Genomic DNA, 12,607 nt, shown 5'->3' with positions numbered 1-12,607 from the left:
CCACGGGCAAGGTGGCTTCAGGATAGGCAATTCTCTGGCATGATAAAAACAACTTTTATCGCTGGCAGCCAGTCGCCAAAGGAATACTGATGAACCTGAGAACATTGCGTGCCTTTGTCGAAGTGGTGCGCCAGGGCGGTTTTTCCCAGGCCGCCGAGGTGGTGTCCCTGACCCAATCCAGCGTGAGCAAGGCGGTCAAGACCCTGGAAGACGAACTGGGCACGCCGCTGCTCAATCGCCTGGGGCATCGCAACGAACTCACCGCCGCCGGCGAAATTGCCTACCGCCGCGCTCTGGTGCTGCTCGCCGAGCGCAATGACCTGGTGGCCGAGATCAACGACCTGTGTGGCCTTAAGCGCGGCGTACTGCGCATCGGCCTGCCGCCGGTGGGTTGCGGCGTGCTGTTCGCGACCATGTTCGCCACCTACCGCAGCCGCTACCCGGACATCGACATCGAACTCACCGAATACGGCAGCAAAAAACTGCGCGAGTGCCTGGAAGCGGGGGAGGTCGACCTGGCAGCGCTGCTGCTGCCGGTGGACGAAGACTTCGACTTCCAGCCCGTGCGCAACGAACCGTTGATGGCGGTGCTGCCCATCAGCCACCCGCTGGCCCGCCTTGAACGTATCGACTTCACCGACCTGGCTGATTCGCCGTTCATCCTGTTTGAAGCCGGCTTCGCCCTCAACGCCAAGATTCTCGCCGCCTGCGAGCGCAAAGGCGTCAACCCGAAGGTGACCGCCCGCAGCGGGCAGATCGACTTCATCATCGACCTGGTCGCCGCCGGCCTGGGCGTAGCCTTCGTGCCACGCATGCTGGCGCACAAACACCAGCACCCCGGCATTGCCCTGATCCCCTTGGACGAGCCCTACACCGACTGGCACATCGCCCTGGCCTGGCGCGCCAGCGCCCACCTGCCCCCCGCCGCCCTGGCCTGGCTGGAACTGGCCAGGGAGCACGCCATTTCAACCGGCCATCCGGTTTAATCACGCCGAGTGCCAGAGAAAGCTTGACTTCTCCTTTTCAATCAGTAACATACGGCGCATTCCGCGATAGCTCAGTTGGTAGAGCAAATGACTGTTAATCATTGGGTCCCTGGTTCGAGTCCAGGTCGTGGAGCCAGATAGCGACATAAAGAGAAGCCTGCAGCGATGCAGGCTTTTTTTTGCCTTGGATTTCTCTAGGCGCTAAAAACCGCCCCCTCAATGTGATAAACCTGCGGTTCCTCCGAAAAGTATTTTTCCAGTCCCAACATGAACACCCGATGGTCTTCACTCGCTTCAAACCCCGGCGTATGGTCTTCCAGCGATTTCCAACGCACAATCAGGTTGAATCGCTCCGGTGTTTCAACCCCCTGCGCAAGCATATGACCCAAGTGGCCTTTGGCACGACTCAGCAACGGCGCCACCTCGGCAAAGGCACGCCTGAACGCGTCGATGTGTTCCTTGTGAACCGGCAGCACGGCGATCTCGTAAATCATGGTCTTGTTTCCTGAGCGGGCACGACGGCAATCGCGATTTTTCCTTGGATACCGTTGTTAGCACCCTCCAACCGAGCATGGGCAAGTCCAACATCGGCCAGCGCATAGACAGCCCCTACATGCGGCCGCAATTGGCCCTGCGCAACCAACGTACTCAACTCATCCAGCTTGCCGCGATTCTGCCGCGTGAACACAAAGTGATAGCTCGCGTTCTTGCCCCAGGCCTGTACCAGGTTCTGCGGTTGCGCTATGTCCACGATCGAGACCACGCGGCCCAGTTGCGCGAGTGCGTCGGGGCTGCGTGAAAGCGTGTTGCCGCCGATGGTATCGAACACCACATCGACGCCGCGCCCGCCCGTTTCCCGTAGGATCGCGTCAACGTAATCTTCCTTTTCGTAGTCGATGATCACATCGGCGCCCATGCGCTGTGCGAACTCGATATTGGCTTCACGCACGGTGGTGAACACCTTGGCGCCGATGGCTTTGGCCAGTTGGATTGCCACATGCCCGACGCCGCCCGCGCCGCCATGTATCAGGATGCTTTCCCCCACCCGAAGTGCTGCACGCACGGTCAGCGCTTCCCATGCGGTACCGCCCACCAGGCTCAGGCTTGCCGCCTCGAGGTGACTGAGCGTAGGTGGTTTCTTACCGATGATGCTTTCGGCCGCCACGTGGTATTCGGCATAACTACCGGGGCCGTCGAATATCTGCGGGGTGTACCAGACTTCGTCGCCTGGCGCGAAGTTCGTCACGCCCGGGCCTACGGCCTCGACGACGCCGGACACGTCATGACCGGTGATGGCGGGGAGGGGCACCAGCTCGGCATAGTCACCACGTCGCACCTGGTAATCCAGCGGGTTGATGGAGGTTGCGTGAACCCGCACCAGCACCTGTCCCGTGTGCGGTACCGGCTTGGGCACCTCGCAGCGTTCGAACGAATCCGGGCCGCCAAATGATTTAAGCATCATCGCTTTCATTGCATTACCTCGTTTCAGTAGTCGTGGGTTTCAATAGCGGTAGGTTTCAATAGCCGTAGGTTTCGGTAAAAAGGGATATCGGGAATTCTCGATATCCTGGGGCAAAAAATTACAGCTCCTTGCCGATGATCTCGGCAAGGGCGCTGATGGTTGCTTCGTTTCGCTTGTAATAGGTCCACTGCCCGATGCGGCGGGTTTCGATCAAGCCCGCTCGATGCAGCGTTGCCAGGTAGTCCGACACGGTCGACTGCGACAGCCCGACGCCTTCCTGGATACTGCTCACGCAGACGCCCACGGTATGAACGTCCCCTTCATCCTGCGGGGGGAAGTTCTTTTCGGGGTCCTTCAAACCTTTCAGGATGTCGAGTCGAGTACGGTTCGAGAGGGCTTTGAATATGTCGAGTAGGTCCATGGCGCGAGGATATCGAGATTTACCGATATGTCAATGCGGTTTCGGCAGGAAATCGGCTAGCGCATCAGTGTTGGTCCGCCTCCGAGAGCGCGTTGTCCACGACCGTGAGTATCAAACGGCTCGGATGCCCGGCGCCGATATGCACGGTATTGCGCGCCACCTGCGGATGCTCGCCCATGCCTTCGGCCTCGCCACTGTTGGGGTTTACATCGAAGCGCGGAAAGTTGCTGCTGGCGATATCCAGGCGCAGGCGGTGGCCACGCTTGAACAGGTTGCAGGTGGCGAAGGGTTCGATCACCACCTTGAACGGCTCTCCCGGCGTGAGCGGAGCCGGGTGTTCCCACGAGTCCCGGTAGCGACACCGGAAAATCCCGTCGGTGATGTTCATGGCGTACCCCTGTGGGTAATCGTCGCTCGGCGGATAGACGTCCACCAACTTGGCGGTGAAATCGGTATCCAGCGCGCTGCTGTGCACCCACAGTTCGACTTTCACCGGGCCGGCAACCACCCAGTCGTGCTCAAGCGGTTGGGTTTCGAAGCTCACTACGTCATCTCGGTCGCACAGTGCCGAGTGGTCACCCCGAGTGCCGAAAAAGTCCGGGCTTTCGACCTGGTTGAAAGCGCCGCCCACAAACACCGGAGCGCCCGATGTCAACGAGCCGCCAATGGTCGGTACCGGGTGGGCGGGATCGCTGAAGTAGCTCAATGAACTGGGCGGCCCCACAGGAGCGAGCGGCGAAAGGGCTTTTTGTGGTGTCAGGTAGAGGTTCAGCTGTTGGCTGCCCGCGAGCGGCCAACACTGCGACTTGAGCCAGCGCCCGCCATGCTCCAGCCGACCCTGCGCATTTTTTCGGCCGCTGCCGCCGCCCATCAGGAACACATCGACCTGATGAGTGGCGCGCCGTTCGGCTTCGGTTGGTTTGAGCCAGCGTTGCATCCATTCCACTCGGCAACTCAACCAGTCTTCGCCCAGGTTGCCGTCGAAAGGCGCGGCGTTGCCAAATTCGGCGTTGCCGCTGTAGCTGATGTTGCGGTCACCGTGCAGCCACGGGCCCATGATCAGGCGTTGAGGTGACTGCTTGCGTGCGGTGAACGCCGTGAAGTTGTCCAGCGTGCAACTGACATAGGCGTCGTACCAACTGGACATGAACAACACCGGGATGTCCGGGATCTGCTCGTAGAAACCTTCGGCGTAGATACCCAGTTGCTTCCAGTACTGATCGAAGTCCCCGTGGGACCACTGCTCGAACAGGTAGTTTTCATACTCCGGTACATGGCGCAATGGCGAATGCCCTGGGCGCCACGGCATGCGTGCAAACCAATCGAGAATGTCTTCCTGGGCCAACGCCTCTCGCAACTGCGGGTCGGCCTGCACGGCGGCGCTTTGTTGGGCTTGCTTGTAGGCCCAGGTCGCTTGCTTGAGTTCGAAGGCGCCGCCCTGGCGAATGCCGCACTGGTAGGCGTTGGCGAACCCCCCCGAGTCCAGCACCATGGTCTTGAGACCCGGCGCATTGCAGCAGGCCATCGCCATCTGCGTGTGCGCTGCATAGGACAAGCCCATGCTGCCGATATGGCCGTTGCACCAGGGCTGTTCGACGATCCAGCGCAAGGTGTCGTAGCCGTCTTCGCCTTCATTGATGTATTTGGTGAACACACCTTCAGAACGGTAACGCCCGCGACAATCCTGGAAGATCGCCACAAAGCCCTGCTCGGTAAAGGCTGCGGCCATTTGCTCGCGGGTAAGGTGCAGCCCGTCCAGGCGTTTTTCCGAGCGCGAGGGGCCGGATTTGTCGTAGGGCGTGCGCTCGATGACAACCGGCCAGGGGCCGGTGCCCAGCGGTAGATAAATGTCAGTGGCCAGGCGCACGCCATCGCGCAGGGTGATCATCTGGTTGCGTACGATGTGCATGTTTTCGAATGCAGGGAGGGTCATGACAAAGCCTTGGTCAGTCGAATTCAATAGCCGGTGAGGGCGGCGCAGGCGAGCAGGAGCAACGCCACCGCCGTGCAGATCAGGAACAGCGGCAGCACAAACCGCGCCCACTGCACCCAGCCCACATTGGCAGCAGCAAGCAGTACCAGCAGGCCGCTGGAAGTGGGCGTGATCATGTTGGTCAAGCCGTTGCCCAGCAAGAAGGCATACACCGTGGTCTGCGGGCTCACGCCGGCCAGTTGGCCCAGTGGACCGAAGATCGGCATCGTCACCGCAGCCTGCCCGCTGGTGGACGGAATCACCACATCCAGGCTCATCTGCGCGAAGAACATACCGAACGCCGCAGGCAGTTGGCCGTGCTGGCCGATGATCTGCGACAGCCCGTGGACGATGGTGTCCAGCACCTGGCCGCTGGCGAGGATCGACTCCACGGCCGTGGCCAGTGCAATCAGCACGCCGGCCATGAGCATCTTGTTCATGCCTTCGACAAAGGTGCTTGCCGTGGTGCTCGGGCTCATGCCTGCGATGGCGGCGAATACGATGGTCAGCGCCAGGTAATACGAGGACAGCTCGGGGTACTTCCAGTGCCAGGTGTTGGAGGCGTACACCAGGAAGCCGACGCCCACCCCCAGTGTGATCAGGCTCAGGGTATGCCGCGCGGAGAGTTTTTTGCCCGAATGGGAAAACGTGGCCGAGGTATCGAAGCCGCTCCGGCGGATGTAGAACAGGATGTAGCCGACGGCCAGCGTGACAAAAATGAAGTACGCGACGATGCGCATGCTCAGCCCGCTGAACACCGGCAGCCCGACCAGGGGTTGTGCGACAGACAGCGCGATGGGGTTGGAAATCGAGCCCATGTACCCCGTCTTGACCGCCAGCGCGACGATCGCCAAGCCAACGATGTTGGGCAGGCCCAGACGGTTTGCCATGGCCACCATCACCGGCACGAACATGATGTATTCCTTCGCCAGCCCCATGAAGGTGCTGCCTGCCGACAATGCGAGCATCAGGGTTGGCACCAGGATGTAGACATTGCCTTTGGTGGCGCCGAGCAGCCGGTCCAGGCCGGCATCGATGGTGCCGGTCTTGTTCAGCACGGCAAACATGCCACCGATGAACAGCACCATGAAAATCAGCCCGGCGCGTTTCTCGATGGCCAGGGGAATGGCCAGAAAGGTCTCGGCCAGCGATACCGGTTGTGCCACGGTTTTATTCGCCGAGCGCGGCGGCAGGGCGAAGAGTTGGCTGAGCGAGGTGTCTTTTTCCAGTACCTGATAGGTCCCGGGAATCACACGGACGTCTTGGCGTTCAAACTGGCCGGAGCGCACCACATAAGTCAGCACCATGGCCAGGAACACAATGCTCAGCAAGATGATTGCCGGGTTGAGTTGGCGGGTGTTTTTGGGTGGCGCGGTGTCGGTGACTGTTGGCGCAGTGGATGACATAGCGGTGCTCTCATCTTTTTTTTATGGGGATAGCCAACGGCTACAACGGCACAGTAGGGCAATCATAAATACCTCACAATGTTATGACGGACGCGTATTGGGCTATGCGTTTCAAGGTGTCGTCGGGTTATTTGTCATAGCCTGATGCGCGTTTGTCATAAGCTTGTCGCCCCTGTTTTAATTCGATAGCGTTGTTTACTCGTTTCGGTCATTAACACTCAGGAGCATCGGCCAGGAAATACTTGGTCAAGCAACTTTTCTTACTCTCTGCCACAAAAAATAAAACACAGCTGAGGGCTTTAATATGCGTGCGTTTATAACGACCGGCGGGCTTTTGTGCGCCAGCTTAATGGTGCCTGGTATATCAAGCGTGCGCGCCGAAGGTTTCCTCGAGGATTCCACCGGCCACCTTGCGTTGCGTAATTACGCTTTCAATCATGACAACCGCAGCGGCGGCAACGACCGTGTCGAATGGGCACAGGGGTTGTTGCTGACGATGCGTTCCGGATTCACCCCCGGGACCGTCGGGTTTGGCCTCGACACCCTGGGCCTGCTGGGGCTGAGGCTTGACTCCAGCCCTGCACACGCCGGTACAGGCCTGTTGCCAGTGCAGGATGATGGCCGCGCCGCGCGTGATTTTTCCAGCCTCGGCGTGACCGGCAAGCTGCGTTTCGCCGATGTCGTGGTGAAGACGGGCACGTTGTTGCCCAAGAACCCGGTGGTCAGTTACAACGATGGGCGTTTGCTGCCACAGACGTTCCAAGGCACGCAGTTTGAATACACCGGTATCGAACATCTATTTGTGCAAGGTGGGCGACTGGATCAATCAAAGTTGCGTAACTCCAGCGATAACGTCGATCTGATACCGAGCGGTTACAAAGGCCCGAAGCACGGTGATTTTTATTTTGCGGGTGGTACGTATGCACTGAATAAAACCATCAGTCTGTCTTATTACTACGGTGAACTTGAAAACTTCTATCGCCAGCACTTTTTCGGGGTTGTGCATAAAGTAGCTGTCGGGCCGGGTCACTTGACGACGGACGTACGTTATTACAACAGTCTTGAAACGGGGGCGGCCTATAACGGTGCTGCGGACGCCGACATGTTCAGCGGCTCCTTGAGTTATCGACTCGGCGGGCACACGTTCGGCGGTGGCTATCAGCAGTTGTCCGGTGACGCCGCATTGCCGTATTTGAATGGTGCGGCCACCACGTCCTTTACCAGTCCGGGGGTGAGCAAATTCATCCTGGAGGATGAGAAAACCTGGATGCTGCGCTACGACTATGACTTTTCCGCCCTGGCGATCCCGGGCTTGAGTTTCATGGTCCGCTACTACAAAGGTTTCGACGCCAAGTATTCCGGCAAACCGGCCGATGAGCACGAGCTGGATACCAGCCTCAAGTACGTGATCCAGGACGGCACGTTCAAAGGCTTGGGGGCAGAATTTCGCAACACGGCGTACCGCTCCAATGTGCTCACCAGTTGGGACTACAACCGCCTGTACCTGACCTACGACATCAAGCTCTGGTAGGGCTGTAAGGCTGGACGCCGCAGGTGTCGCCAGCGGAAACTGCGCCCAGTCGTGTCTGCTTGGAGCCCGAGCGTGAATCTCAAACAACTGCAAGCTTTCCAGGCCATCATGTCGACCGGTTCGACCATCGATGCCGCCACGCGCATGGGCTTGTCCCAGTCGGCCATCAGCCGTTTGCTCAGCCAGCTCGAGGAGTCACTGGGCTTTGCCTTGTTCCTGCGCAGGAAGGGCAGGCTGACGCCGACCTCCGAGGCCGAGGCGTTTTTGCCGGAGGTGTCGGGGCTGGTCGACAACATGCAACGCGTCCAGCGCATGGCCGACGATCTGCGCCTGGGTCACGCAGGCCGGGCGCTGCTGCGCGTGGCGGTGCCCACCAGCATGACCCACCAATGGTTGCCCCGTGTGGTGGCCGAATTCATGCAGGGCCGCGATGACCTTGTGATCGAACTGGTCACTGGCTCCTACGATGCGCTTGAGCGTGCGGTGCTGGACCGCAGCGTCGATTTTGCCTTTGTGCGTCTGCCCACCGAATTGCCGGGCTTCGACGTGGTGCCGGTGTTGCAGGTGCAAGGCGTGTGCGTGCTTCCCCAAGCGCACGCGCTGTGCGCAAGGCGCGTTATCCAGGTGAGTGATTTGCGCGGTGTGCCGTTGGTGCTGCTGGGCCGCCAGCGCAACCTGCGCACGGAGCTTGACCAGGTGTTTCGGCAGGCGTCCATTCTTCCCAACGTTCGTATGGAAGTGCATTCGGCAGGTGCCGCCTGCGCGTTCGTCGCCGAGGGCATCGGCGTGTCGATCATCAATGAATTGCTGGCCAATGATTTCTTGGACTTGCCGATCGTGACGCGGCCTTTTCTACCGGTTTTGCCGTACTCATTCGGCCTGGTTTTTCGCAGTGATGTCCCCCGTACGGCCCTGGCGCAAGCGTTCTCCGATTTACTGGCCCAGCGTTTGCGAATGGCGATGCCGCAGGTGCATTAACGTCAGCGCAACCCTTCGAGCGTGCGCCACAACTTCCTCATCGTCGGGTTCTGGTTTTCAATCGCGCAGTACGAGCGAATCTCCAACCGCGTACTCCATTCCTCGCCACCCGCACGCACCAGCAGCCCACGCTCCAACTCATCCACCACCGCGCTCTGCGGCAACCACGCCACCCCATACCCTTCAATGGCCATGCGCATCAAAAGCATGGCCATGTCGGCTTCGTAGCAGCGCTCCAGCACGGCGGGCGCAGGGCCGTTCTTGATCACGATTTCTGCGACGCGGCCCAGGAACGTGGTGGCGGTGTAAGCCAGATGCGGCACAGGCTTCCCCGTGCTCCCCGGCAGGCGATACAGCGGTCGGCCGCGTTTGTCTGGTGCGCACAACGGGATAAACGCATCATGCCCCAAGGCCAGGCTGCCGAAGCGTTGCGCGTCCAGCAGGATCGGCGCCAGGGGATGGTGGTAGACGATCATCAGGTCGCAACTGCCTTCTTCCAGCGCAATCACCGCGTCATGAATATTCGCCGCCACCACCCGTGCATTGAACTGCTCGGTCTGGCGCTGGAACTGCGTCAGCCACTTGGGCAGGAAGGTCATCGACAGGCTGTGCGCGGCGGTCACCTGGATCGAGCGCCCCGGCATGCGTTCCACTTCGCGCAGGCTGGCGCGCAGGCGCATCAGGCCGGCGAGGGCGTCGCGGCTTTCGCTGCAGAAGGCGGCGCCTGCGGCGGTCAGTTGCACCGGGTAGGTGCCACGGTCGACCAGTTCGACGCCCACCCATTCCTCCAGTGAGCGAATACGCCGCGACAACGCCGATTGCGTCACGCAACGCACTTCGGCGGCGCGGGAGAAGTTCTTCCACTCGGCGATGGCCAAGAGGTCGTCCAACCATTTGATCTGCATGTCGGTTTTCCAGGCGATGAGCCCTGAGTGTATGCCGCCGTGCGCCGCCGGGGCTGGGCTTTTCGAAAACTATTCCAAAAGCGCATGGGGTTAGCCGGATTACTCATCATGGCCGCCGGGGCGCGTCCCTAGAATCCGCTTCATACAACAAAAGCCATCTGAGGGCCGCACCTGTGAAGAAGAACAAACTTCCCCGTCGAATTGCAGTCGGCATCGCCTTGGGCGTGCTGGTGGGTTGGGCGTGTCACCACTATGCAGGGAGCGAGCAGGCCGCCAAGGAGCTGGCCGGATACTTTTCGCTGGTCACCGATATTTTCCTGCGCATGATCAAGATGATCATTGCGCCACTGGTGTTCGCCACCCTGGTGGGCGGCATCGCGAGCATGGGCAGTTCGCGCTCGGTAGGGCGCATCGGCTTGCGTGCGATGCTGTGGTTCGTCACGGCGTCGCTGGTCTCGCTGATGCTTGGCATGGCTCTGGTCAACCTGTTCCAACCGGGCGCCGGGCTGAACATGCAGGTGGTGCAACATGCGACGGCAGCGGTGCCGGTCAACACCGGCGACTTCAGCCTCAAGACCTTCATCAGCCACGTATTCCCGCGCAGCATTGCCGAGGCAATGGCCAACAACGAGATCCTGCAGATCGTGGTGTTTTCGCTGTTCTTCGGCTTCGCCCTGGCGGGCGTCAAGCGCGCCGGCTACACACGCATCACCGACACCGTGGACGAACTGGCCAAGGTCATGTTCAAGATCACCGACTACGTGATGGCCTTCGCGCCGCTCGGTGTGTTCGCCGCGATTGCCTCGGCGATCACCACCAACGGCCTGGGCCTGCTGGCCGATTACGCCAAGCTGATTGCCGAGTTCTACCTGGGGATCGCCTTGCTCTGGGTGTTGTTGTTCGCCGCCGGCTATCTGTTTCTCGGTCGCTCGGTGTTCACCCTCGGCAAGTTGATCCGCGAGCCGATCCTGCTGGCGTTTTCCACGGCCAGCAGCGAGTCGGCCTACCCCAAAACCATGGAGGCCCTGGAGAAGTTCGGCGCGCCCAAGCGGGTCTCCAGTTTTGTGTTGCCGCTGGGTTATTCCTTCAACCTCGACGGTTCGATGATGTACCAGGCGTTCGCCATCATGTTCATCGCCCAGGCCTACAACATCGACCTCAGTTTCACCCAGCAACTGCTGATTTTGCTGACGCTGATGATCACCAGCAAGGGCATGGCAGGGGTGGCACGGGCGTCGGTCGTGGTGGTGGCGGCGACCTTGCCGATGTTCAATCTGCCCGAGGCGGGTCTGTTGCTAATCATCGGTATCGACCAGTTCCTCGACATGGCGCGCACCGCCACCAACGTGGTGGGCAACAGCATCGCCACGGCGGTGGTAGCCAAATCCGAAAGCGCGGAAGACCCCGCTGAACTGCCGCAGGGTGCGCACGCATGAACCCCACCTCCCGGCTGGGCATCGTCGGCGGGCTCGGTTCGCTGGCGGGCGGCGATCTGTTCTACAAGCTGGTCAAGTCCCGTGCCGTGCTGGAGGACCAGGGCCGCTATCACTTCCTGTTTGAGCAGCATCCGTTCAAGGATGTGTTGCTGCCCCTGGACCGTAACGCGAGCATGACCGCGCGCAAGTTCTATGTGTTCCAGGTGTGCAAGACCTTTGAAAACACCGGGGTGGATGCGGTGCTGCTACCGTGTTTCGCCAGCCAGACCTTTCGCGCTGAAATCCAGCAGGAACTGGGCATTCCGGTGCTGGACATGATGCAGGCGCTGGTCCGGCACATCACCCGCCACGTCGCGCCCGGCACCATCCTGGGCGTGATCGCATCGGACTTCGTGCGCCACGGCGGCTTGTTTGAACGGCACCTCGGCCAGCACTTCAACCTGGTCTACCCGGAGAACCACGCCCAGGCCGCCTTGATGGAGGCGATGTACGGCGTCAACGGCATCAAGGACGGCCACCTCGATGGCGTGCCGCTGGAGTCGGTGTACCAGGCGTGCCTGTCGCTGCAAGGGCAGGGTGCCACGGTGATTGTGCCGGGCATGACCGAGTTGTCGCTGGTCTGCGGCGACCTGCAACGGCGCGGCATCAGCGCCCTCGACATCAACCAGATCTACGCCGAGTTCGCCACCCAGGCCGATGGCCCGGCGCGTCAGCCGCCGTTCAAACTGGGCATCGTCGGCGGCGTCGGCCCGGCGGCCACCGTGGATTTCATGGGCAAGGTGGTCGCCCATACTCCGGCCGGCAGGGATCAGGACCATATCAAGATGGTGGTGGAGCAAAACCCGCAGATCCCCGACCGCACCGCCAACCTGCTGCGTGATGAAACCGACCCGACCCTGGCCCTGTACGCCACCTGCAAACGCCTGGAAAGCGCCGGCGCCCAGGCCATCGCGATTCCGTGCAACACCGCCCATGCGTTTGTCGAACGCATCCAGGCGCACCTGCGGGTGCCGATCGTCAACATGCTCAGCGAGACGGTGGAGTGGATCGTGCACACCCACGGCAGCGGCCAGGCCGTGGGCTTGCTGGCGACGTCCGGCACCCTGCAAAGCCAGGTCTACCACCAGGCCGCGCGGCGCTGCGGCTTGCAACTCATCACGCCGGGCTTTGATTACCAGGCGCTGGTGATGGAGGCGATCTACGGCGAACGGGGGATCAAGGCGGGGTTTACCGAGGGCGTGTGCCGCGAGCAGTTGCTGCTGGCGGCGGAGCATTTGTGTGAGCAGGGGGCGAAGGTGTTGATTCTCGGGTGTACCGAGTTACCGTTGGTGCTGGCGCATTGTGAGGTGTTCGAGATCGGTGCCCACCGGGTCGCCCTGGTTGACCCCACGACGGTCCTGGCGCGCCGGTGTGTCAGCCTTTCGTCCGGAGCTCGTCACATCGGATAAAAAAATTTTGTGGGGGCCGCTTGAAAATTTTCAGCCCGAACCTACTTAGGTTTTACGCGATG

Annotated in this window: 11 protein-coding genes and 1 tRNA gene; 6 read left to right on the top strand and 6 right to left on the bottom strand. The window is 60.7% G+C overall.

Annotated elements, in window-relative coordinates; genetic code table 11:
- Nucleotides 1–89: 89 nt before the first annotated feature.
- Both M2497_RS22265 and M2497_RS22260 read left to right on the top strand, forming a co-directional pair.
- Nucleotides 90–986: a LysR family transcriptional regulator gene (locus M2497_RS22265; protein ID WP_248483258.1), complete on the top strand. Its 897-nt coding sequence runs from the start codon at nt 90–92 to the stop codon at nt 984–986.
- 60 nt (nt 987–1,046) lie between these two features.
- Nucleotides 1,047–1,122 (top strand) — tRNA-Asn (locus M2497_RS22260).
- Between the two features lie 58 nt (nt 1,123–1,180).
- Here M2497_RS22260 and M2497_RS22255 read toward each other — a convergent pair.
- The 5 genes from M2497_RS22255 to M2497_RS22235 all read right to left on the bottom strand — a co-directional run bounded on the left by M2497_RS22255 (nt 1,181) and on the right by M2497_RS22235 (nt 6,247).
- The gene (locus M2497_RS22255; protein ID WP_248483256.1) at nt 1,181–1,480 is read right to left on the bottom strand and encodes an antibiotic biosynthesis monooxygenase; all 300 of its coding nucleotides are present in this window, start codon (nt 1,478–1,480) and stop codon (nt 1,181–1,183) included.
- A complete protein-coding gene (locus M2497_RS22250; protein WP_248483254.1) occupies nt 1,477–2,457 on the bottom strand; it encodes a zinc-dependent alcohol dehydrogenase family protein in 981 nt (326 codons plus the stop codon). The genes M2497_RS22255 and M2497_RS22250 overlap by 4 nt, the downstream gene beginning before the upstream one ends.
- A gap of 109 nt (nt 2,458–2,566) precedes the next feature.
- Nucleotides 2,567–2,869, bottom strand: coding sequence for a metalloregulator ArsR/SmtB family transcription factor (locus tag M2497_RS22245; RefSeq protein ID WP_071492803.1), 303 nt, complete (start codon nt 2,867–2,869; stop codon nt 2,567–2,569).
- A 64-nt stretch (nt 2,870–2,933) separates the two neighbouring features.
- Nucleotides 2,934–4,778 carry a CocE/NonD family hydrolase gene (locus tag M2497_RS22240; RefSeq protein WP_248488246.1) on the bottom strand — a complete coding sequence of 615 codons (1,845 nt, stop codon included), beginning with the start codon at nt 4,776–4,778 and terminating at the stop codon, nt 2,934–2,936.
- Between the two features lie 47 nt (nt 4,779–4,825).
- Nucleotides 4,826–6,247, bottom strand: coding sequence for a Na+/H+ antiporter NhaC family protein (locus M2497_RS22235; RefSeq protein WP_248483252.1), 1,422 nt, complete (start codon nt 6,245–6,247; stop codon nt 4,826–4,828).
- A gap of 349 nt (nt 6,248–6,596) precedes the next feature.
- Here M2497_RS22235 and M2497_RS22230 point away from each other — a divergent pair, with 349 nt between their 5' ends.
- Nucleotides 6,597–7,778, top strand: coding sequence for an OprD family outer membrane porin (locus M2497_RS22230; protein ID WP_248483251.1), 1,182 nt, complete (start codon nt 6,597–6,599; stop codon nt 7,776–7,778).
- Nucleotides 7,779–7,850: 72 nt separating this feature from the next.
- On the top strand, nt 7,851–8,756 hold the full coding sequence (locus tag M2497_RS22225) for a LysR family transcriptional regulator (protein ID WP_248483249.1): 906 nt from the start codon (nt 7,851–7,853) through the stop codon (nt 8,754–8,756).
- 2 nt (nt 8,757–8,758) lie between these two features.
- Here M2497_RS22225 and M2497_RS22220 read toward each other — a convergent pair whose 3' ends face one another.
- Nucleotides 8,759–9,661: a LysR substrate-binding domain-containing protein gene (locus tag M2497_RS22220; protein ID WP_179028352.1), complete on the bottom strand. Its 903-nt coding sequence runs from the start codon at nt 9,659–9,661 to the stop codon at nt 8,759–8,761.
- A 173-nt stretch (nt 9,662–9,834) separates the two neighbouring features.
- On the opposite strand from M2497_RS22220, the gene M2497_RS22215 reads away from it, so the two are divergent.
- Both M2497_RS22215 and M2497_RS22210 read left to right on the top strand, forming a co-directional pair.
- Nucleotides 9,835–11,097: a dicarboxylate/amino acid:cation symporter gene (locus tag M2497_RS22215; protein WP_248483247.1), complete on the top strand. Its 1,263-nt coding sequence runs from the start codon at nt 9,835–9,837 to the stop codon at nt 11,095–11,097.
- A complete protein-coding gene (locus M2497_RS22210) occupies nt 11,094–12,545 on the top strand; it encodes an amino acid racemase (RefSeq protein WP_248483245.1) in 1,452 nt (483 codons plus the stop codon). The genes M2497_RS22215 and M2497_RS22210 overlap by 4 nt, the downstream gene beginning before the upstream one ends.
- The last annotated feature ends 62 nt before the right edge of the window (nt 12,546–12,607 follow it).

The sequence above is a fragment of the Pseudomonas sp. CYM-20-01 genome (assembly GCF_023169845.1).
GTDB lineage: Bacteria > Pseudomonadota > Gammaproteobacteria > Pseudomonadales > Pseudomonadaceae > Aquipseudomonas > Aquipseudomonas azotoformans.
Note: the sequence above shows the minus strand (reverse complement) of the source record. Positions and strands in the feature narration are given on the sequence as shown.

Coding starts and splice junctions, on each gene's coding strand:
- M2497_RS22265 (WP_248483258.1), top strand. CDS start 90: ATGAACCTGAGAACATTGCGTGCCTTTGTCGAAGTGGTGCGCCAGGGC.
- M2497_RS22255 (WP_248483256.1), bottom strand. CDS start 1,480: ATGATTTACGAGATCGCCGTGCTGCCGGTTCACAAGGAACACATCGAC.
- M2497_RS22250 (WP_248483254.1), bottom strand. CDS start 2,457: ATGAAAGCGATGATGCTTAAATCATTTGGCGGCCCGGATTCGTTCGAA.
- M2497_RS22245 (WP_071492803.1), bottom strand. CDS start 2,869: ATGGACCTACTCGACATATTCAAAGCCCTCTCGAACCGTACTCGACTC.
- M2497_RS22240 (WP_248488246.1), bottom strand. CDS start 4,778: ATGCACATCGTACGCAACCAGATGATCACCCTGCGCGATGGCGTGCGC.
- M2497_RS22235 (WP_248483252.1), bottom strand. CDS start 6,247: ATGTCATCCACTGCGCCAACAGTCACCGACACCGCGCCACCCAAAAAC.
- M2497_RS22230 (WP_248483251.1), top strand. CDS start 6,597: ATGGTGCCTGGTATATCAAGCGTGCGCGCCGAAGGTTTCCTCGAGGAT.
- M2497_RS22220 (WP_179028352.1), bottom strand. CDS start 9,661: ATGCAGATCAAATGGTTGGACGACCTCTTGGCCATCGCCGAGTGGAAG.
- M2497_RS22210 (WP_248483245.1), top strand. CDS start 11,094: ATGAACCCCACCTCCCGGCTGGGCATCGTCGGCGGGCTCGGTTCGCTG.